Source organism: Streptomyces sp. NPDC048566, assembly GCF_043199735.1.
GTDB lineage: Bacteria > Actinomycetota > Actinomycetes > Streptomycetales > Streptomycetaceae > Streptomyces.
Genome location: NZ_JBICWL010000001.1, coordinates 90,911 through 111,285, shown reverse-complemented (window position 1 = coordinate 111,285; position 20,375 = coordinate 90,911). Strand labels below are relative to the sequence as shown.

Here is a 20,375-nt window from a genome sequence, read left to right as displayed (position 1 = left end):
CCCGGGCCTCGGCAGCAAGAGGCACACGGCGACCCGGGGCGGGTTGCCCCAGGGGCGCCGGCCGGCCTGCCACGGAACCGTCCCGCTGTTGATCAAGAGATCCCCGCCACACACCCCTCGATCCCGCACACGTGCCCCCGTACGGTCGGGACATGAGCCCCACTCCCTCCGCGCGGCGCCTGCGCCTCGGTATGCCGCGACGGGTGTTCTCGCAGGTCCTGCTGATGCAGATCGCGGTCGCCGCCGGAGTCGCCGTTCTCGCCACCGGTCTGTTCCTCGCGCGGCTCAGCGCGCAGCTGGACGACCAGGCCATGCGGCGGGCCCTCGCGATCGCGCAGACCACGGCCGTGCAGCCGCAGATCGCCGAGGACCTGGTCACGACACGCCCCTCGGCGGCCGGGCCGGTCCAGGCAGAGGCCGAGCGGATACGGAAGGCCGGCGACGCCGAGTACGTGGTGGTGATGGACACCCGCGGCATCCGTTGGTCGCACACCGACCCGGCGGAGATCGGCAAGCCGGTGTCCACGGACCCGCACAAGGCCCTGGACGGCCGAGACGTCATGGAGATCGACACCGGGACGCTGGGGCGCTCCGCACGGGGCAAGGTCCCGTTGCGCGACACGACGGGACGGATCGTCGGGGCGGTGTCGGTGGGCATCCGCTACGACAGCGTGCGGGCCGGACTCGTCGACGCGGTCCCGGGCCTGCTGGCCTACGCGGGCGGGGCCATGGCCGTCGGCGCGCTGGCCGCGTACCTCGTCTCCCGCAGGGTGCAGCGGCAGACGCGCGACCTGGCGTTCTCCGACATCTCCGCCCTGCTGGCGGAACGCGAGGCGATGCTGCACGGCATCCGGGAGGGCGTGGTCGCCCTGGACCCTCAAGGTCGCGTGCGCCTCCTGAACGACGAGGCGCAGCGGTTGCTGGGGGTCGGCGGCGAGGCCGTGGGGCAGCCGCTGGACACCGCTCTGGGGGCCGGTCGTACCACCGACGTGCTGGCCGGCCGGGTCGGCGGCACCGATCTCCTCACCGTCCGCGGTCAGCGCGTGCTGGTCGCGAACCGGATGCCGACCGACGACGGCGGCGCCGTCGCCACGCTCCGCGACCGCACCGAGCTGGAGCAGCTGGGCCGTGAGCTGGACTCCACCCGCGGGCTCATCGACGCGCTGCGCGCGCAGGATCACGAACACGCCAACCGCATGCACACCCTGTTGGGGCTGCTCGAACTGGAGATGTACGAGGACGCCGTGGAGTTCGTCGGCGAGGTCGTCGGCGACCACAGGGTCACCGCGGAACAGGTCACCGAGAAGATCCACGATCCGTTGCTTGCCGCCCTGCTGGTCGGCAAGGCGACGGTGGCGGCGGAGCGCGGAGTGGCGCTGTGGATCTCCGACCGGACGGTGCTGCCGAACCGGCTGGTCGATCCGCGCGGACTCGTGACGGTCGTGGGGAACCTCGTCGACAACGCGCTGGACGCCGTCGCGGGCACGCAGCACGCGCGCGTGGAGGTCGAACTGCGCGCGGAGCAGCGGACCGTGGTGCTGCGGGTCCGGGACACCGGGCCGGGGATTCCGGCGGACCACCGCGAGCTGGTCTTCGCCGACGGCTGGAGCACCAAGGAGCCTCCGGCGCACGGCAAGCGCGGCATCGGCCTCTCCCTCGTGCACCGGTTCGCCGAGCGGCAGGGGGGCCGGGCGCATGTGGCGGACGCAGAGGGCGGCGGCGCGGAGTTCACGGTCGTCCTTCCGGAGGCACTCGCCGAATCACCGTCGCGGCACGACGGCGGGGCCGCCTGCCGGGGCTCCGCGCCTGCGGTGACCGCCGGTTCGGGAGACGACCGGTGCGCGCCGGGCCCGGCGCAGGAGTCCCCGTGATCGAGGTCCTGGTCGTGGAGGACGACGAACGGGTGAACCGGGTCCACGCCGCCTACGTCGCCAAGGTTCCGGGTTTCCGGGTCGCGGGCCGGGCGCACGGCGCGGCGGAGGCGCTGCGGCTCACGCAGACGCTGCCCCGCCTCGACCTCGTCCTCATGGACCACCACCTGCCCGACCGGACGGGTCTCGCGGTCGTGGGCGAGATGCGGCGGCGCGGCGACGGCACCGACGTGATCATGGTGACCGCGGCCCGTGACATCGCCACCGTGCGGGCCGCCCTGCGCCTGGGGGCGCTCCAGTACCTGATCAAACCGTTCGCCTTCGCCGCGCTGCGCGACAGACTGGAGGCCTACGCGGAGCTCCGGCACGCCCTGCACGGCGAGGGCGAGGCCGGTCAGGAGCAGGTGGACCGGCTTTTCGGGGCCTGTTCCGCGACCGCCGAACCGGGTGTTCCCACGGGCCACTCCCCCGCGACGGCCGACCTGGTGCGGCGCGCTCTGATCGATGCCGAGGGATCGCTGTCGGCGCAGCAGGTCGCCGAGGCGACCGGGCTGAGCCGGCAGACCGCACAGCGCTACCTGAAGCTGCTGGAGCGGACACGGCGGGCCGCGCTGACCCTCAGGTACGGCGAAGCGGGCCGCCCGGAGCATCGCTACGTCTGGGCGACCCGCGTCTGAGGCCCGGAACGCCCGGGCGGCCCCCTGCCCGCCGGTTCAGCCGGTCGGCGCGTTCAGCCGGTCAGCCGGCGGCCTTGTCCACGAACTCGGTCGTGTAGGTCTTGTCCAGGTCCACGTCGGCGTTGCGGATGTTGGGGTTGAACGCCTTGAGGACCTTCTCGACGGTCTCGGGGCCGTTCTTCGGCATCACGCCGTCCTCGGTGAACATCGGCAGCGTGCTGCGGATCGCCGCGGCGTACAGCTTCTTGTCGCCCTGGGAGTAGTCCGCGGGCATCTTGGCGGCGATGTCGGACGCGCTGTGCGTGGACATCCACCGGAGCGTCTTGACGAAGGCGTCGGCGAGCTTCTGCACCGTGTCCTTGTGGCCGTTCACCCAGTCCGTGCGCATGTAGAGGCTGGAGGAGGGGTAGGGCCCCCCGAGTGCCTCCTGCGATCCCTCGGGCGTGCGCATGTCGACGAGGACCTTGCCGAGCTTCTTCGCCATGACGGTGGCGACGGTGGGATCGGTCGTCATGCCACCGTCGATGGAACCCTGTTGCAGGGCGGAGACGAAGGTGGGCCCGGCTCCGACGGCGACCGGTGTGAACTCGCTGACCTCGACGCCGTTCTTGACGGCCAGGTACTTCGTCAGGAAGTCGGTGGACGAACCGAGCCCCGTGACGCCGAGCTTGCGGCCCTTGAAGTCCTTGGGCGAGGTGATGTCGCCCGTCCGCTTGGCGGAGACGATCTCCACTTCCCCGGGAGCGTGCGAGAACTGCACGACGGATTCGACGGCCTTGCCCTTGGTCTGGAGGTCCAGCGTGTGGTCGTAGAACCCGACGGCGGCCTGCACCTGCCCGGACACGAGGGCGGTCTCGGCCTGGACGCCGGCCGGCTCGCTCAAAAGCTGGACGTCGAGACCCTCGTCCTTGAAGTACCCGAGCCGCTGGGTGAGCATCGCGGGCAGGTATATGACCTTGTCGAGTCCGCCGACCATGATCTTGACGTGCTCTCCCGTGCCGCCTCCCCCGATGTCACCGGAGGCGGCCGTCGGGCTCGCCGCGTCGTTGGCGCAGGCGGTGAGCGAGGAGAGGGCGAGCAGTGCGGCGCCGGCCAGAGCGGAGCGACGGGCGGTGATGCGCATGTGGTTCACGTCCTTGTGAAGGGATTCCGGGGATGTACGGGGTGCGGGGAGGGGTGCGGGAGGGGTGCGGATTCCGCGCACCGGCGGTGGGCCTCCGCGGGCCGCGGGGGTCGTCGGGCCGTGCGGGTGCGTAGCGGGTGTCAGTTGCCGGAGTCCGACGGCTTCCAGCGGAAGATGCGCCGCTCGGCGAACGTCAGCAGTCCTTCGGCGAGCAGGGCGACGACGGCGAGGATGACCATCGCGGCGTACACGCCGGCCGCGTTGAAGGTTCCCTGCGACTGCGCGACGAGCAGGCCGATTCCCTTGGTCGCGCCGATGTACTCGCCCACGATGGCGCCGATGAGGGCGAAGCCGAAACTGACGTGGAGACTGGTGAAGATCCACGACGTGGCGGACGGGATGACGACCTGAAGGGTCACCCGCCGGTCGCTCGCTCCGAGGATGCGGGCATTGGCGACCAGGTTGCGGTCGACCTCCCGGGCTCCCTGGAAGGCGTTGAAGAACACCGGGAAGAAGACGAGCACCACGGCCGAGGCGACCTTCGAGGCGGGTCCGAGCCCGAACCAGATCACGAAGATGGGGGCGAGCACGATCCTCGGTATGGAGTTGAGCACCTTGATGTACGGGCCGAGCACGTCGGCGAGCAACGTGATCCGCCCCAGGGCGATGCCGAACACCACACCCGCGACGACGCCGATGCCCCAGCCGAGCAGCGCCTCGTGGAGCGTGTACCAGATCTGCTCGCCGAGCGAGCCGAGTGCGGTGCCGTGGGTCGCCCAGGTGTAGGCCTGGTCCCAGATCTTCGAGGGCATCGAGAAGTTGAACGGGTCGATGACCTCGGCTCGGGACAGTGCCTCCCAGAGGCCGAGGAAGGCGACGAGGAGCGCGGCTCGGGCGGCGTTCACCATGATCCGGCGCCTGCGCGCGGCGCGGGCGCGCGACTGTTCGCGGCCGGGCGCCTTGGCCGTCTCGACGACAGGTGTGCTGAGGATTTCAGGCGACATCGGCGGCACCCCTCTCGCGGGTGATGCGGACCTCTTCGCCGAGGGACTCCCAGATCTCGCGGTAGATCTCGATGAACCGTGGTTCCAGCCGGATCGACTCGACCTTGCGCGGTCGCGGGAGGTCGATGTCGAAGACCTGCTTCACGGTGGCGGGGCCGGCGGTCATCACGACGACCTTGTCGGCGAGCGCGATGGACTCCTCCAGGTCGTGGGTGACGAAGACGACCGAGGCACCGGTGCCCTCCCACAGTTCGAGGAGTTCGTCGGACATCAGCGCCCGGGTCTGTACGTCGAGGGCCGAGAAGGGCTCGTCCATCAGGAGGATCTCGGGGTCGTTGACGAAGGTCGCGGCGAGGGCGACGCGCTTGCGCTGACCGCCGGAGAGCTGGTGCGGGTACCGGTCCTCGAAGGCCGCGAGCCCGACCCGGGCGAGCCACTCGCGGGCCCGCGCCCTGGCCTCGTCCTTGGGGACGCCGCGGAATCGGGGGCCGGCCATCACGTTGGACAGGACCGTGCGCCAGGGGAAGGTCGCGTCCTGCTGGAAGACGAAGCCGACCTTGCTCCCGACGCCGTCGACGGGTTCCCCGGTGACGAGAACCTCGCCCTCGGTGGGCTCCTCAAGGCCGCTGACCAGGGTCAGGGTGGTGGACTTTCCGCAGCCGGTGGGGCCGACGACGGCGACGAACTCGCCTCTGGCGACGGTCAGGTCGAGTTCCCGCACGGCTGTGTGCAGACCCCCCGACGGGGTCTTGAAGATCTTGCTCGCGCCCCGCAGCTCGATGGCGGGGCCGGTGTCTGCGCTCATGAGCCGGGACCGTAGATGTGGTCCGGGCCACGGCATCAGTCTTCTGGGCGCAAGGCCCACTTCTGCTCGCAGGAGTCTGTTGTGCTCATTTTGCTCGCGCTACAACGGCACAGCCGAAACACGGGCTTAACGCTCGCCAGGCCTTGAGAGGAATGAGGCCCGATGATCGACGTCCTCGTCGTGGACGACGACTTCCGCGTCGCCGAGATCAACGCGCGGTACGTGGGGAAGGTTCCCGGATACCGGGTGACCGCCCGCGCGCACGGCGCTGCCCAGGCACTGGCCGCCGTGGAGCGCGCGCCCGTCGACCTGGTCCTGCTGGACCACTACCTGCCGGACATGACCGGCCTGGAACTCGTCCACCGCATGCGCGAGCAGGGCCACGGCACCGACGTCATCATGATCACGGCGGCCAGCGACGTGGCGACCGTCCAGGCGGCGATGCGGCTGGGCGCCGTGCACTACCTGGTCAAACCGTTCACCTTCCTCGCACTGCGCACCCGGCTCGACGCGTACGCCGCGCTCCGCCGGACCGTGGACCGGGTCGGCGGCCGCGGCGTGACCGGCCAGGATCAGGTGGACCGGATGTTCGGCGCTCTGCGCGCCGGCGCCGCGCCGTCCTCCCCCGGTCTGCCCAGCGGCCACTCGGAGCCCACCACGGACCTGATCTGCGCGGTGCTGCACAGCGCGCGGCAGGCGCTGTCGGCGCACGAGGTGGCCCTCGAGACGGGCCTCAGCCGGTCCACCGCCCAGCGCTATCTGCGCCACCTGGAGCAGGCGGGGCGGCTCCGGCTCTCCCTCAAGTACGGCGACACGGGCCGCCCGGAGCACCGCTACGCCTGGGTGTCCCCGTGAGCGCCGGCCGCGCCTCCCGCCGACGGCCCGGGCGCGCGGCTCCCGCCCGGGACGTCGCCGCCCGGTCCGATCGCGACCGGCCGGGCCGGGCGTCCCGTGCGCGGCCGCCGCGTCCCGGCGGTCAGACGGCCCCCGCGCCCGTGAGCGCGCGCACCTCGACCTCGGCGTGCTTGGCCTCGTCCGGCGGCTCGGGCGAGGTGACCGCGCCGAGCCAGCCCGCGACGAACCCCAAGGGGATCGAGACGAGACCGGGGTTCTCCAGCGGGAAGTACTGGAAGTCCACCCCCGGGAAGAGCGACCCGGGGCTGCCCGACACCACCGGGGACAGCAGCACCAGGACCAGCGAGGGAACGAGCCCGCCGTATACGGCCCACACGGCGCCACGCGTGGTGAAGTTGCGCCAGAACAGCGAGTACAGCAGGGCCGGCAGGTTCGCGGACGCGGCGACCGCGAAGGCGAGGCCCACCAGGAAGGCCACGTTGAGATCGCGGGCGAGGAGTCCGAGGGCGATGGCCGCCACACCGATGCCGACGGACGCCGCGCGCGCGACGGCGACCTCGCTGCGCGGCTTGGCGTGCCGACGGCGCAACGAGGCGTACAGGTCGTGGGCCACTGCTGCCGACGAAGCGAGGGTGATGCCGGCGACGACGGCGAGGATGGTGGCGAAGGCGATGGCGGCGACGACCGCGAACAGCACGGTTCCCCCGGTGGAGTTCACTCCGCCACCCAGGTCGAGCGCCAGCAGCGGGACCGCGGTGTTGCCCGCGGCGTTGGAGCCGCGCAGCGTCTGCGGACCGACGAGCGCCGCCGCGCCGAAGCCGAGCACGATGGTCATCAGGTAGAAGCCGCCGATGAGTCCGATCGACCACAGCACCGAGCGGCGGGCGGCGCGCGCCGTCGGCACGGTGTAGAAGCGCGACAGGATGTGCGGCAGTCCGGCCGTCCCGAGCACCAGCGCGAGGCCGAGGCTCATGAAGTCGAAGCGCGCCGTCCAGTCGCCGCCGTATCTCAGCCCGGGGACCAGGAAGGCCGTGCCGTGGCCGCTGTTCGACGCGGCCGAACGGAGCAGGCCGTTGACATCGCCGTGGAAGCGCAGCAGCACCAGGACGGTGAGGGCGACCGATCCGCTGAGCAGCAGCACCGCCTTGACGATCTGGATCCAGGTGGTCGCCCGCATGCCTCCCATGGACACGTAGATCACCATGAGCGCACCGACGCCGACGACCGTCCAGTTCCGCGCCGCCTCGCTCGTGCCGCCGAGCAGCAGCGCCACGAGGCTCCCGGCGCCCACCATCTGCGCCACCAGGTACAGCACGGAGACCGTCACGGAGGAGGTTCCCATCGCGATCCGCACCGGACGCTCGCTCATCCGGGCCGCGACGACGTCGGCGAGGGTGAACCGGCCGCAGTTGCGCACCAGTTCGGCGACCAGGAAGAGCACGACGAGCCAGGCCACCAGGAAGCCGACGACATACAGCAGCCCGTCGTAGCCGTAGAGGGCGATCAGGCCGGTGACGCCCAGGAAGGAGGCAGCGGACATGTAGTCACCGGAGATGGCAAAACCATTCTCCATCGGGGAGAACAACCGGCCTCCGGCGTAGAACTCCTCCGCCGAACCGTGCCTGTTGCGGCTCACCCAGGTCGTGATGGCCAGCGTCACCGCGACGAACGCGCTGAACAGCAGCAGCGCCAGCGTCTGATGGTTGCCGCTCACCGGTCACCGCCTGCGGCACTGCGGGTCAGCTCCTGGGTGTCCCAGCGCAGATCCAGCGCGGCGCGGTCCCTGCGCAACCGGGCGTGCCGTGCGTACGCCCAGGCCAGCAGGAACGTCGTGAGGAACTGTCCCAGCCCGGCGACCAGCGCCACGTTGACGACACCGGCGACCGGCCGCGCCATGAGCCCCGGCGCCGTCGTCGCCGTCACCACATAGGCGACGTACCAGGGGAAGAAGACGGCGACGGCCGGGATCACGAACCGGCGATACCTGCTGCGCACTTCCCGGAAGGCAGCGCTCCGCTGCACCTCCAGGTAGACGTCGGCCGCCCCGCCGGTCCCCCTTGAGCACTCCGGTCGAGCGGGCGGCACGGCCGGTGCGGGTGCCCCGGTACCGTCCAGCTCGCCCCATCCGGAAGCCAGCGCGTCGTACCAGGGGTCGTCGAACCGGACCTCCCCGGTGTCGCCGCCGTCGTACTTCTCCACCGAACTCTCCTTGTCCGCGACCCGTTTCGGCCGCGTGCCCAAGGATGTGCAGATCGGGAAGATCCCGGACTCCTGTCTCCTCCCTCTTCACCCCATCAGGTGACTCACTCTGCCGGTGGCCGTACGAGACCCTTGCCGTAGGCGTAACGGACCGCCTGGGCGCGGTCCTTGAGGCCCGTCTTCGCGAAGAGGTTGTTGATGTGGGTCTTCACCGTGGCCGTGGAGACGTGGAGTCTCCTCGCGATCTCCTGGTTGCCGAGCCCCTCGGCGATGAGCAGCAGCACCTCGGTCTCCCGCGCCGTGAGCCCGTCCGGGGCCTCCGTGGGCGGACCGGGCTCCGGCCGGGGATCCGACAGGCGCTCCAGCAGTCTCCGTTGCACGCCGGGGGACAGGCCGGCGTCCCCGGAGAGCACGCTCCGCACCGCGCGCACGATCTCGTCGCCGCCGGCGTCCTTGGTCAGGTAGCCGCGCGCTCCCGCTCTCAGCGCGGGGAACAGCGACTCGTCGTCCCCGTACGTGGTCAGCACGACGACCTGCGTGTCCGGGTACTCGGCTCGGATGCGCCGGGTCGCCTCGACTCCGTCGCAACGCGGCATCCGCAGGTCCATGAGGACGACGTCCGGGGCGAGCCGGGCGACCAGGTCCACCGCTTCGTTCCCGTCGCCGGCCGCACCCACGACCTCGATGCCCGGCAGCAGTCCGAGCAGCATCACGATGCCCTCGCGGACGACCGTCTGGTCGTCCGCGACAACGACCCGGGCCGGCGTGCCGCCTTCCGTCCGCTCGGTCATACCGGCACCTTCAAGGTCACGACGAATCCCTCCTCGCTCGGCCCCGCCTCCAGCGAGCCGCCCAGCAGCTGGGCACGCTCCCGCATGCCCAGCAGACCGTATCCGGCTCCGGAGCCGCCGAGATCGCCCGGCCCGCCGCCCGAGTCCCGCACCTCCAGCATCACCTGGTCCTCGCGGTAGTCCAGCCGAATGCGGACGGTGGCACCGGGGGCGTGCTTGCGCACGTTCGTCAGCGCTTCCTGAGCGACCCTGCGGACCGCCTGGGAGGCCTCCGCCTCCAAGGGGCGGCGTTCGCCCGTCACGAGGACGTCGGCGCCTTCGTGGGAGCGGACGAGTTCGCGGAGAAAGTCCTCGGCCGGCGACATCTCCCCCCGCAGCGCGGAGAGCGCGTGCCGGGTCTCGGCGAGCCCCTCCCGGGCCATTCCCCGCGCCGCCACGACTCTGTCGAGGATCGCCTCCCGGTTCGCGCCCCGCTCGATCAGCAAGCGTGCGGCTTCCAGATGCACCAACTGGGCGGACAGGCTGTGGGCGAGCACATCGTGGATCTCCCGCGCGATCCGGGCTCGCTCGGCGAGCGCCGACGACTCCGCCTCGGCGGCCCGGGCCGCCCGTTCCTGTGCGAGGAGGCTTTGCGCACTCCCCCGGGCCTCGGCGTCCAGCCGCACGACGTAGCCGCTGAGGGCCAGGCCGGCCGTGACGGCGGCGGTGGTCGGCCAACCGTCGTTGTCGACCACCGCGAAGGCCGCCAGCGCGACGGCCATGGAGGGCACGGCGTACACCAGGGGCAGCCGTTCGATGGCGTTGACGGCGCAGCCGCACAGCAGGACGAGAGCGGGAACCCGGAATCCCGCCGCCTGGCCCAGCGCCGCGAGCCCCAGCAGCGCCGCGATCAGGGCCAGGGACGGTTTCAGGCGGTGTTCCAGCGTGGTGCGCTGGAAGGCCCAGGCGAGAAGGCCGAACACCACGATGCCCGCGACGCCTCCCGCGAGGGCCCACCCGCCGAGCTCGGAGTCGATGAAGGTCGTCGCGATGAGGAGGCCGAGAGCGATGGAGCGGGTGACGCGGCCGAAGACCCGGCGGGCCGTGTGCACACCTGCCTGGGAGAGCGCCTCGCGAGAAGGCCAGCGCGTCCACATCTCGTCGGTCACACGCGCTCCTTCCCCGGGGCCGCCGCCAAGCCGGCGCCGTGCATCCGCGCCTGCGCCCGTCCTCGCGCCGCCGGCCGCAGGGTCTTCGCCCGCCACTCCACCAGACCGGCCCTGACCAGAAGGGTGACGGCCAGTCCGAGCAGCAGGGCCGAGGAGTCCTGGTGCACGCCCAGCAGAGCGCCTGCACCGAGAAGGGCTCCGCGCAGGCCTATGCCACCGAGCCAGACGGCCGCGCTCGCCATGGTGCCCCTGCTCCAGACATCGCCGCCCGGTTCCGCCCATATGCGTGTCGTCGCCGCCCAGCCGGCCCCGATCGCCAGCCCGGTCACGAGCTCGACACCCAGCAGGACGGACGCCTCGACCGGATGGTGCGGGTCGATCGGCCCCGGTCCCCGCAGGGCCACCAGGGCGAGGACGCCGGGCAGGACCCACCAGCGCCGATCCGTGCCGACGCGGGCGGCACGGGACTGGCGCACGATCACCACGACGGCGACGGCGCAGATCACGACGACGTTCGAGAGCGCGGACATGCACGGCCTCCGTGAGCGGGGACGCCGGCGGCGGGTGCTGCCGACCTCCACGACGCTACGGACACCGCGCGGTCGACGGATCGGAGCACGGGTGGAAGTCGGGTGGATCATCCACACCACCCCTGGTCCACCCTCGGGTGGAGCCGGGTGCCGACCGGCACCCCGGGGCCGGTCCGTGCCGTCGAGGGGCGGGACGTTCGAGGCGGGCCCGGACCGCTTCCGGAAGGACGGGGCCGCCTGGGCCGCGAGAGGCCGGTGCACCGGTCGACGGTCGCGGTCCCGCGGGACCGCGACCGTCCTCGCGACATGACGGCCACCGCAGCGGCCGGAACGGCTACGCGTCGATGCGCGACCGGTCCAGCGTGGCGGCGGAGCTGGAGATGAACTCCTTGCGCGGAGCCACGTCGTTCCCCATCAGAAGATCGAACACCTGCTCGGACGCCTCCAGGTCGGAGATGTTGATCCGTCGCAGCGTCCGGTGACGCGGGTCCATGGTCGTCTCGGCCAACTGGTCCGCGTCCATCTCGCCCAGACCCTTGTACCGCTGGATCGAGTCCTTGTAGCGCACTCCCTTGCGCTGGAACTCCAGCAGCGTGTCGCGCAGCTCGCGGTCGGAGTACGTGTAGACGTACTTCTCCTGCCCCTTCTTGGGCTGGCTGAGTTCGATCCGGTGCAGCGGTGGCACCGCCGCGAACACGCGCCCGGCCTCGACCATGGGCCGCATGTAGCGCTGGAACAGCGTCAGGAGCAGGATGCGGATGTGCGCGCCGTCCACATCGGCGTCGACGAGAAGGATGATCTTCCCGTAGCGCGCGGTGTCGATGTCGAAGGTCCGCCCGGACCCGGCTCCTATGACCTGGATGATCGCGCCGCACTCGGCGTTCTTCAGCATGTCCGTCACGGACGCCTTCTGAACGTTGAGGATCTTGCCGCGGATCGGCAGCAGCGCCTGGAACTCGGAGTTCCGCGCCAGCTTCGCCGTACCGAGCGCCGAGTCGCCTTCCACGATGAACAGCTCGCTGCGCTCCACGTCGTCGCTGCGGCAGTCGGCCAGCTTGGCGGGCAGCGAGGACGACTCCAGGGCGGTCTTCCGGCGCTGGGCGTCCTTGTGCTGGCGGGCGGCGATCCGCGTACGGGCGGCGGCGACGGCCTTCTCCATGACGACGCGCGCCTGGGCGGCGGCATCACGCTTGGTGCTGGTCAGGAAGGCCTTGAGTTCCTTGCTCACCACGTTCGTCACGATCCGGCGGGCCGCCGAGGTGCCCAGGACCTCCTTGGTCTGCCCCTCGAACTGCGGCTCGGCGAGCCGGACGGTGACGACGGCCGTGAGGCCTTCCAGCGCGTCGTCCTTCACGATGTCGTCCTCGGCGACGCGGAGGAGCTTCTTGGTCCGCAGCACCTCGTTCATCGTCTTGGCGACGGCCTGCTCGAAGCCCGCCACATGGGTACCGCCCTTGGGGGTGGCGATGATGTTCACGAAGGACTTGAGCGTCGTGTCGTAGCCGGTGCCCCAGCGCAGCGCGACGTCGACGCCCAGCTCGCGGGTGACCTCGGTGGGCGTCATCTGCCCGTGGTCGTCCAGGACGGGCACCGTCTCCTTGAAGGTGCCCTGCCCGGAGAAACGCAGCACGTCGCACACCGGCTTGTCGCTGGCCAGGTACTCGCAGAACTCGCTGATTCCGCCGTCGAAGCGGAACGACTCCTCGCCCTTGCTGCCACCCTCGCCCAGACCGAACTCGTCACGGACGACGATGGTCAGGCCGGGCACCAGGAAGGCGGTCTGGCGAGCACGCTGGTGGAGGTTCTCCAGGGAGAGCTTGGCGTCCTTGAGGAAGATCTGCCGATCGGCCCAGTAGCGGATGCGCGTGCCGGTGCGGTTCTTCGCGATCCGCTTGACCTTGCGCGGCCCGGTGGCGGCCTCGAAGGCCGCTTCGGGCCCCTCGCCCTTGAAGGCTCCGGGAGTGCCGCGGCGGAAGCTCACCGCGTGCGTGTTGCCGTTGCGGTCCACCTCCACGTCCAGGCGGGCGGAGAGGGCGTTGACCACCGAGGCGCCCACACCGTGCAGGCCGCCGGAGGCGGCGTAGGAGCCGCCGCCGAACTTGCCGCCGGCGTGCAGCTTGGTCATGACGACCTCGACGCCGGAGAGCCCCGTCTTGGGCTCCACGTCGACGGGGATGCCGCGGCCGTTGTCCTTCACCTCGACGGAACCGTCGTCGTGCAGCACGACGTCGATGTGGTCGCAGTAGCCCCCGAGGGCCTCGTCCACCGAGTTGTCGATGATCTCCCAGAGGCAGTGCATCAGGCCACGACTGTCGGTCGAGCCGATGTACATGCCAGGACGCTTGCGGACGGCTTCGAGCCCCTCAAGGACGAGCAGGTGCCGCGCGGTGTAGTTGGAACCGTCCCGGTCTGCTCCGGTCAGCAGCGCTGTGGACGGCACGGACGTCTCGGCGGTCACGCGGTTCGCTCCTCGCTGAATTTCAGGTGAGACCCTTTGGGGTAAGGGCCGGGCTTCGGTCGCCGTTGAGAGGGTACCGAGGCCTGGTAGAGCCGTTGTAACGCCACCCTCGCACTAAACTCACACTAGTCCAGGGTCGCATGGGTGTTCGATCCCTCGATGGAGTGAAGTACATATCACGTTCCCTTCGAGGCATGAACCATTTAGGCTCCGGGCACGTCCTCATGAACAACCGGCAACCCAGCCGGGAGGACCGACCCCCTGACAGACAGCGCGAACCCGTACAGCACGAAGACACGCAATACGGCTCATTCGCCGCCAACCGGCAGCAGCCAGCCGCCCCGAAAGAAAATTTCGAGGAAAAGCCGCGAGCGGGAACGTTTTCGGCCTGGTTGGATGTTGACCCTGGTACGACAGCTCGTCGAGCTAGAGAAGAGGCGACGTGACTACTGTTCTGACCCCCGCGAGCCCGCTGACGGCCGCTGACCGCTGCGACCGTTGCGGCGCCCAGGCATATCTGCGCGTCGTCCTCCTGAGTGGCGGAGAACTGCTCTTCTGCGCCCACCACGGTCGCAAGTTCGAGCCGGAACTCAAGAAGATCGCCGCTGAGATACAGGACGAGACGGAGCGGCTCACGTCCGCTCCCGAGAGCGTCAGCGACGAAGATCGCTGATCCTTCGCGTCAACGACGAGCGAGTGCCGGCGACAGGCCGGTGAGTGGGCGGCCGACTCCTGGTTCCAGGGAGTGGCCGCCCACACTCGTGTCCGGACGCCGGGAAGCCGCCTCCCCGGGCGCCGGAGAGGCTCAGTGGGCGACTGCGAGCGCTCGGGCGGCCTCCGACACCCGGGTGTAGACGCCAGGGCTTCCAGGGCGCCCACAGCCGCTCCCCCACGACACCAGGCCGATGAGCCGACCCTGCGCGACCAGCGGTCCGCCGCTGTCGCCCTGGCAGGCGTCCCGCCCGCCTCCGGGCTCCCCGGCGCACACCATCGACCCTGCGTCGTAGGTGCCGGCCGCACTGCCCGGATAGGCCCGCTCACAGGAGCTGTCGGGCAGGACGTGCACGTCGGCGGCCCGCAGGCTGCGCGCGTAGTCGCCGCCGCCCGTCGTGTCACCCCACCCGTAGACCCTGGCGGCGGTGCCGGCCGCGTAGGCGGGATCGCCGGCCGGTGCCATGGGGATCACCGACGCGGCCGGCAGCGGCTCGGTGAGCGTCAGGACGCCGAAGTCGCCGGCGTTCGTGAAGCTGTCGTAGCGCGGATTGACCCAGACGTCACCGACCGGGATCTCCGTGCCGTCGGCGGACAGCAGGTCGCCGCGGTCCGCGATGACCTTCAGGTCGCGGGCCTGGCGCGGTGGCGCGCCCAGCACGTCGCTGCCCAGGCAGTGGGCGGCGGTCAGCACCGTCGTCGGACCGATGACGACTCCTCCGCAGAACTGGCCCGCGCGCGTACCTCCGAACCGGTCACGGCTGGACAGGGCGACCACCCACGGACTCTCGGAGATCTGGACCGGGTAGCTTCCGACGACGACGCCACCGACCGCCGCCCGAGCGGGGGAGGTCGGCGATATCAACGCTGCGGCGGCCGCGAGGGCCAGGGCGGGGACAAGGGGACGGCGCATGCGCGCTCCTCACACTGTGGTGACCATGGAACACCCACAGTGATCCAGCGGACACGGCCATGCACCCGCACGCGCGCCGGGCTCCGTCTCCCTCGGGGGCCCGGCCCCCTGGGCATGCCTCCGGCACGGCCTTGCCGGAGGTGGGCTCGCCGCCCCTGCCCGAGGTGGTCGCACGGCACGCGGGCGCGCCACGGGCGCCTTTCGGAGGGGGGTGACGTGCGGCCCCGCCGTGGGCACCCGACCACCTCGGGCAGGGGCGACGTCCGCCGACCGGGCCCCTGGGCCCCCACACCTCTTCACCGGTCACCGACCGGGCCGATCAGCCGTCGGTACCGGTCCGCGCTCCCGATCCGGCCCGGCGCGCTTACACAGCACAACGCCCCTGACCGGAACATCCGAGATCAGGGGCGCTGGTGAGCGTGCGGACTAGTCGAGGTAGTCGCGCAGCACCTGGGAGCGCGACGGGTGACGCAGCTTCGACATGGTCTTGGACTCGATCTGGCGGATCCGCTCGCGGGTCACGCCGTACACCTTGCCGATCTCGTCCAGGGTCTTCGGCTGGCCGTCGGTGAGGCCGAAGCGCATCGACACGACGCCCGCCTCGCGCTCGGACAGGGTGTCGAGTACCGAGTGCAGCTGCTCCTGGAGGAGCGTGAAGCTGACGGCGTCGGCGGGGACGACGGCCTCGGAGTCCTCGATCAGGTCACCGAACTCGCTGTCGCCGTCCTCGCCCAGCGGAGTGTGCAGCGAGATCGGCTCACGGCCGTACTTCTGGACCTCGATGACCTTCTCGGGGGTCATGTCGAGTTCCTTGGCCAGCTCCTCCGGAGTGGGCTCACGGCCCAGGTCCTGAAGCATCTGGCGCTGCACGCGCGCGAGCTTGTTGATGACCTCGACCATGTGCACCGGGATACGGATGGTGCGGGCCTGGTCGGCCATGGCACGGGTGATCGCCTGTCGGATCCACCAGGTGGCGTACGTGGAGAACTTGTAGCCCTTGGTGTAGTCGAACTTCTCGACGGCGCGGATCAGACCGAGGTTGCCCTCCTGGATGAGGTCCAGGAAGAGCATGCCGCGACCGGTGTAGCGCTTGGCCAGGGAGACCACCAGACGGAGGTTGGCCTCCAGCAGGTGGTTCTTGGCGCGGCGCCCGTCCTCGGCGATGATCTCCAGTTCGCGCTTGAGCTTCGGGGCGAGCTTGTCGGCGTTCGCCAGCTTGTCCTCGGCGAAGAGACCCGCCTCGATGCGCTTGGCGAGCTCGACCTCCTGCTCGGCGTTGAGCAGCGGGACCTTGCCGATCTGCTTCAGGTAGTCCTTGACGGGGTCCGCGGTGGCACCGGCCGCCGCGACCTGCTGCGCGGGCGCGTCGTCCTCGTCGTCGTCGGACAGGACGAAGCCCTGGGCGCCGTCCTCGGTGGGCTCCTCGGCACCGGGCTTGCCGGGGGTCTCCTCGGCCGCCTCGTCCTCGACGATCTCGGCGTCGTCCTTCTTGGCGGCGGTCTTCTTGGCCGCGGCCTTCTTGGCGACCGTCTTCTTGGCCGCGGCCTTCTTGGCGACCGTCTTCTTGGCGGGAGCCGGCGTGCCGGCGATCTCGTCCTCGGCTGGGTCGCCCGCGACAGGGGCCGGCGCCGGAGTGGCGGTGGCCTTCTTGGCGGTCGCCGTCTTCGCCGCCACGGTCTTGGTGGCGGTGCGCTTGGCCGGACTCTTCGCTGCGACGCTCTTGCGGGTGCGCTTGGGCTCTGCGGCACTGACCATCAGCGTCACACCCTCTTCCTCGAGGATCTGGTTGAGGCTGCGCAGTACGTTCTTCCACTGAGTGGCCGGAATCTGGTCAGCTTCGAAGGCCCGACGCACGTCATCGCCGGCGATCTGCCCCTCAGCCTTTCCCCGCTCGATGAGCGCCATGACAGAGACGGACTCGGCGATCTCCGGCGGGAGCGTACGGGATGTGCTGGCCGACACGAACAACCTCTCGGAACGTTGGAAAACGGCTTCCGGCCCCGCCCGCGGTGGGCAGGAACCGACGACCGCCGACTGGGGATGGGCCGACGGCGCGGGTGGGGGCCGGGGAGAGGGACAGCGCCGCGAGCGGCGTCCGTATTCCCTCCTCGGCTATCACCTCTTAGGTCATCGCGCTGCCAGGTTGAGCGTTACGCCCAATCTACGTGGCCCGAGTCACACCCCGTAAGCGCTCATAAGATGTCAGATACGTTCAAACACGGCCAGGACGCCCTCTCCCCCGCGCGATCGCGCCGTCGGGACGCTGCCGGATCCCGGCGGGGATCCGGCAGCGTCCCGAGGAGAGACGGCTCCACCGGCCGATCGTCGCGCCGGACGGACACACACTCCGGGCCGCGCCACCCCGGATACGCGATCAGTGCTCGCGCGGAGCGGGAACGACCCGCTCCACCTCGGGGTGGACGGTGAGGAGCTGGCGCATGGCGACCTCGGCCGCCGAGCCGTCGGCGGCGGCGAGGGCGTCCGCGATCCGGGCGTGGTGGCCCAGGGACGCTTCGGTCGGCCGGTCGCAGCCGGTCACCGGCCCCCCGGACACCTGCAGGGCCGCCGAGACGATCCCGGAGAGGTGCTCCAGCATCCTGTTGCCCGCGAGCTGGATGAGCAGCGAGTGGAATTCGGCGTCGGCCCGGGAGAACGTGAGGGCGTCACCCTGCGCCATGGCGTGGCCCATGATCTCGACCATGTCGCCCAGCCGCTGCTGGATGTCCTCGCGCCCGTGCCCGGCGGCCAGACGAGCGGCGAGCGGCTCGATGATCCAGCGGAGCTCGCCGAGCTCCCGACGCTGGTCGTCGCGCTGGGGACCGAAGGCGCGCCATTCGATGATGTCGGGGTCGAGCAGGTTCCAGTCGCTGACGGGACGCACCCGCGTGCCGACGTTCGGGCGGGCGCTGACCAGCCCCTTGGCCTCCAGGACGCGAAGCGACTCGCGGACGACCGTCCGGGAGACCTCGAAACGCTGGCCGATCTCCTCGGGCACGAGCGGACGGTCCGCCCCGAGGTCACCGGAGACGATCATCTGACCGAGCTGCTGGACGAGCTGGCCGTGCAGCCCGCGTCCGCGACTGCCCGCGGCACGCCGGCCCACACGTCCGAGCTCGGGCTCGGCGCCCTCCCACACGGGAGCGCTCACACGGTCGACCCCGGGGGCATCGGCGTAGGGGTATCGGTCGAGTTCGCCCGGGCCTGCGAGGCCGGAGTCGGAGGAGCGGGCGGCGGTCATCATGGTCTGCGCAAGGGTACTCACGGGTCTTTTGTCGGCGCCTGCCCCAACTCCCTTGAGGTCTTTGGTGAAAAGCACACGAAAGGGTGATCGCTCACCCCGTCGCAATTGACGCCTTATCGGAAAGAAATGGGCGTTCTTCGGGGAGTTGTGCACAGAGCGGGTACGTAAGGGTGCGGTCGGTCGTCACCGGACCCGGCTGCGCAGGGTCGTGAGCAGATACGCGCAGAGCAGAGCGGTCAACGACAACGCCAGAGCGCCGCCCACAGGTTGGGCCAGCAGCTCCACGGCACCGGCCAGATATCGACCGCCGCCGAACGGCCACTGCACCAGAACCAGCTCCCGCAGCCGTTCCGAGAGTCCGGCCGCGGTCCGCACGGACGGTCCCCGCACGATCTCTTGTACGAGCGGTACGACGACGATCGGCACGGCGACGACCGCGGCGAGCCCGGCGGCCGTGGAGCGGAAGACACCGGCGGCCAGGACCCCGGCCCAGGCGCAGGCCACCACGAGTCCGACCCAACTCATCCCCAGCAAGTACCAGTCGGCGGAAATGCTCGTCAGTTCCCGCCCGTAGGCGAGGTAGAGCACTTCGAGGTCGCAGCCGAGCGAGAGGACGGCGAGCAGCAGGGCGGTGGCCGAGGCGACGAGGAGTTTGGCTGCCAGAAGTCCCAGCCGGCGGGGGACGGTGCCGCGGTCCGCGGCCAGCGCAGGATGCCGGAACTCGTCCCCGAAGGCGACGGCGCCCAGCAGGCCGGCTCCCAGAGCGGCGGGCGGCAGCGGGAGTTCCACCGGCCACGCGGCCAGCAGTCGCGCCTGGGGCGTGTGCCCGACCCGGGCGAGGAGGACGGACAGGAGAGCCGAGACGACGAGAACGACGATCGTGGTGGCGTAGCCGATGCCGACGCCCGCCGTCCGACGCAGTTCGTAGCGCAGGGGCCGCAGCGGACCGGGGGCTCGACGCACCGTGATGGGGGGCGGCAGCGGGGAGGAGGGGCCGCTCGTCACCTGCGGCCGGCAGGGGGGCATCTCGCCGGTCGGGGTGCCGTCCGGATCCGTGTCCGGTTGCTGCTCGACGTCCTCCGCGTCCGATTCCGGCTCCGGTTCGCCCGCTTCGGGGCGGCGTGTGGGAGCGGGACCCATGTCGCCGATCTCGTCGGAGAGTTGGTGGACCAGGATGCCGTTGCGGAACGCGGCCTCGCCGACGTCGGGGCAGGTGCTGCCGTACACCGAAAGCCGGTTGCCCTCTTCCCGCACGACCTCGACGGAGCGGTGCGCGGCACGGGCCTCCCGGGTGAGGAGGGCGCCGAGCCGGGCGGCGTGCGGGCTGCGGACGACGACGCGCGGGCGGAGCCGGGTACGGGCGAAGGCCGGGCCTTCCTGGTCGGCCACGAGTCGCCCCCGGTCCAGGGTGACGACCCGGTCGGCCGTCCGGGCCGCTTCCTTGGGATCACTCGTCGTGAAGAGGACCGTGCCCCCCTGCGAGGCGTGGGCCCGCAGCATCCCGTGCAGCCACCGGGCTTCGCGCACGGAGAGCCCGTCGGCAGGCTCGTCGAGCACGAGGGTGTGAGGGTCGGCCAGGAGTGCGGAGGCCACGCCGAGGCGGCGGTCCATGCCGCGCGAGAGCGTGCCGAGGCGCTCGTGCCGGAGCGCGGCGAGGCCCACAACGTCGAGCACGTCGTCCGCCCTGCGCACCGGGACGCCCACGGCGGCGCACAGCATGCGGAGTTGGCCGCGAACGGTGCGCGCGGGGTGACCGGGAACGTCGCCGAGCAGTACGCCTACCTCGCGGGAAGGGTGGGCGATCCGGTGCAGCGGCCGGCCCCGGAAGTAGGTGATGCCGCGGCCCTGTTGGAGTTCGAGCATGAGCTTCAGCGCTGTCGTCTTGCCTGCCCCCGGCGCTCCGAGAAGCGCCGTGACGCGGCCCGCGTGCGCGTCGAAGGACACGTCGTCGACAGCGGGCGGGTGCTCCTTGTGGGTGGTGCTGGTCAGTCCGATGGCCTGGATCACCCAAAGCAAGATAGCGCGACATAACGGATTTTCCGGGCGCCA

Annotated in this window: 17 protein-coding genes; 4 read left to right on the top strand and 13 right to left on the bottom strand. The window is 71.0% G+C overall.

The annotated features are described in order from the left end of the window. Positions 1-152: 152 nt before the first annotated feature. Both ACGFS9_RS00420 and ACGFS9_RS00415 read left to right on the top strand, forming a co-directional pair. The gene (locus ACGFS9_RS00420; protein ID WP_393249242.1) at positions 153-1,871 is read left to right on the top strand and encodes an ATP-binding protein; all 1,719 of its coding nucleotides are present in this window, start codon (positions 153-155) and stop codon (positions 1,869-1,871) included. Beyond that, the gene (locus tag ACGFS9_RS00415; protein WP_393249240.1) at positions 1,868-2,548 is read left to right on the top strand and encodes a response regulator; all 681 of its coding nucleotides are present in this window, start codon (positions 1,868-1,870) and stop codon (positions 2,546-2,548) included. The genes ACGFS9_RS00420 and ACGFS9_RS00415 overlap by 4 nt, the downstream gene beginning before the upstream one ends. Positions 2,549-2,609: 61 nt before the next feature. Here ACGFS9_RS00415 and ACGFS9_RS00410 read toward each other — a convergent pair whose 3' ends face one another. The 3 genes from ACGFS9_RS00410 to ACGFS9_RS00400 all read right to left on the bottom strand — a co-directional run bounded on the left by ACGFS9_RS00410 (position 2,610) and on the right by ACGFS9_RS00400 (position 5,480). Beyond that, positions 2,610-3,671: an ABC transporter substrate-binding protein gene (locus tag ACGFS9_RS00410; protein WP_393249238.1), complete on the bottom strand. Its 1,062-nt coding sequence runs from the start codon at positions 3,669-3,671 to the stop codon at positions 2,610-2,612. A 140-nt stretch (positions 3,672-3,811) separates the two neighbouring features. Continuing rightward, a complete protein-coding gene (locus tag ACGFS9_RS00405; RefSeq protein WP_393249236.1) occupies positions 3,812-4,675 on the bottom strand; it encodes an ABC transporter permease in 864 nt (287 codons plus the stop codon). Beyond that, positions 4,665-5,480, bottom strand: coding sequence for an ABC transporter ATP-binding protein (locus ACGFS9_RS00400; protein ID WP_393249234.1), 816 nt, complete (start codon positions 5,478-5,480; stop codon positions 4,665-4,667). The genes ACGFS9_RS00405 and ACGFS9_RS00400 overlap by 11 nt, the downstream gene beginning before the upstream one ends. Positions 5,481-5,642: 162 nt before the next feature. Here ACGFS9_RS00400 and ACGFS9_RS00395 point away from each other — a divergent pair, with 162 nt between their 5' ends. Then, positions 5,643-6,335, top strand: coding sequence for a response regulator (locus tag ACGFS9_RS00395; RefSeq protein WP_393249232.1), 693 nt, complete (start codon positions 5,643-5,645; stop codon positions 6,333-6,335). Between the two features lie 121 nt (positions 6,336-6,456). Here ACGFS9_RS00395 and ACGFS9_RS00390 read toward each other — a convergent pair whose 3' ends face one another. The 6 genes from ACGFS9_RS00390 to ACGFS9_RS00365 all read right to left on the bottom strand — a co-directional run bounded on the left by ACGFS9_RS00390 (position 6,457) and on the right by ACGFS9_RS00365 (position 13,461). Continuing rightward, positions 6,457-8,049 carry a cation acetate symporter gene (locus ACGFS9_RS00390; protein ID WP_393249230.1) on the bottom strand — a complete coding sequence of 531 codons (1,593 nt, stop codon included), beginning with the start codon at positions 8,047-8,049 and terminating at the stop codon, positions 6,457-6,459. Continuing rightward, on the bottom strand, positions 8,046-8,534 hold the full coding sequence (locus tag ACGFS9_RS00385) for a DUF485 domain-containing protein (protein ID WP_393249228.1): 489 nt from the start codon (positions 8,532-8,534) through the stop codon (positions 8,046-8,048). The genes ACGFS9_RS00390 and ACGFS9_RS00385 overlap by 4 nt, the downstream gene beginning before the upstream one ends. A 104-nt stretch (positions 8,535-8,638) precedes the next feature. Next, entirely contained in the window at positions 8,639-9,325 is a 687-nt protein-coding gene (locus ACGFS9_RS00380) for a response regulator (RefSeq protein ID WP_393249226.1), read from the bottom strand. Then, complete coding sequence (locus ACGFS9_RS00375; protein WP_393249224.1) at positions 9,322-10,473, bottom strand: sensor histidine kinase; 1,152 nt, start codon at positions 10,471-10,473, stop codon at positions 9,322-9,324. Before ACGFS9_RS00375 ends, ACGFS9_RS00380 begins: the two co-directional genes overlap by 4 nt. Further along, on the bottom strand, positions 10,470-11,003 hold the full coding sequence (locus ACGFS9_RS00370; protein ID WP_393249222.1) for a DUF1453 domain-containing protein: 534 nt from the start codon (positions 11,001-11,003) through the stop codon (positions 10,470-10,472). Before ACGFS9_RS00370 ends, ACGFS9_RS00375 begins: the two co-directional genes overlap by 4 nt. A 334-nt stretch (positions 11,004-11,337) precedes the next feature. Further along, entirely contained in the window at positions 11,338-13,461 is a 2,124-nt protein-coding gene (locus ACGFS9_RS00365) for a type IIA DNA topoisomerase subunit B (RefSeq protein ID WP_393249220.1), read from the bottom strand. A 442-nt stretch (positions 13,462-13,903) separates the two neighbouring features. Between ACGFS9_RS00365 and ACGFS9_RS00360 the strand changes: the two genes are divergently transcribed. Next, a complete protein-coding gene (locus tag ACGFS9_RS00360; protein ID WP_393249218.1) occupies positions 13,904-14,134 on the top strand; it encodes a hypothetical protein in 231 nt (76 codons plus the stop codon). Between the two features lie 132 nt (positions 14,135-14,266). Here the strand turns inward: ACGFS9_RS00360 and ACGFS9_RS00355 are convergent, their stop codons facing one another. The 4 genes from ACGFS9_RS00355 to ACGFS9_RS00340 all read right to left on the bottom strand — a co-directional run bounded on the left by ACGFS9_RS00355 (position 14,267) and on the right by ACGFS9_RS00340 (position 20,333). Further along, entirely contained in the window at positions 14,267-15,085 is an 819-nt protein-coding gene (locus ACGFS9_RS00355; protein ID WP_393249216.1) for a S1 family serine peptidase, read from the bottom strand. Between the two features lie 426 nt (positions 15,086-15,511). Beyond that, positions 15,512-17,047 (bottom strand): RNA polymerase sigma factor, encoded by a 1,536-nt coding sequence (locus ACGFS9_RS00350; RefSeq protein ID WP_393249214.1) that lies wholly within the window; start codon positions 17,045-17,047, stop codon positions 15,512-15,514. 412 nt (positions 17,048-17,459) lie between these two features. Continuing rightward, positions 17,460-18,347 (bottom strand): FadR/GntR family transcriptional regulator, encoded by an 888-nt coding sequence (locus ACGFS9_RS00345; RefSeq protein WP_393249212.1) that lies wholly within the window; start codon positions 18,345-18,347, stop codon positions 17,460-17,462. Positions 18,348-18,509: 162 nt separating this feature from the next. Then, the gene (locus ACGFS9_RS00340; RefSeq protein ID WP_393249210.1) at positions 18,510-20,333 is read right to left on the bottom strand and encodes an ATP-binding cassette domain-containing protein; all 1,824 of its coding nucleotides are present in this window, start codon (positions 20,331-20,333) and stop codon (positions 18,510-18,512) included. Positions 20,334-20,375: the final 42 nt, after the last annotated feature.

Bases quoted from the DNA above. Each gene is read 5' to 3' on its own strand.
- ACGFS9_RS00420 (WP_393249242.1), top strand. From the start codon at position 153: ATGAGCCCCACTCCCTCCGCGCGGCGCCTGCGCCTCGGTATGCCGCGA.
- ACGFS9_RS00410 (WP_393249238.1), bottom strand. From the start codon at position 3,671: ATGCGCATCACCGCCCGTCGCTCCGCTCTGGCCGGCGCCGCACTGCTC.
- ACGFS9_RS00405 (WP_393249236.1), bottom strand. From the start codon at position 4,675: ATGTCGCCTGAAATCCTCAGCACACCTGTCGTCGAGACGGCCAAGGCG.
- ACGFS9_RS00400 (WP_393249234.1), bottom strand. From the start codon at position 5,480: ATGAGCGCAGACACCGGCCCCGCCATCGAGCTGCGGGGCGCGAGCAAG.
- ACGFS9_RS00395 (WP_393249232.1), top strand. From the start codon at position 5,643: ATGATCGACGTCCTCGTCGTGGACGACGACTTCCGCGTCGCCGAGATC.
- ACGFS9_RS00380 (WP_393249226.1), bottom strand. From the start codon at position 9,325: ATGACCGAGCGGACGGAAGGCGGCACGCCGGCCCGGGTCGTTGTCGCG.
- ACGFS9_RS00370 (WP_393249222.1), bottom strand. From the start codon at position 11,003: ATGTCCGCGCTCTCGAACGTCGTCGTGATCTGCGCCGTCGCCGTCGTG.
- ACGFS9_RS00355 (WP_393249216.1), bottom strand. From the start codon at position 15,085: ATGCGCCGTCCCCTTGTCCCCGCCCTGGCCCTCGCGGCCGCCGCAGCG.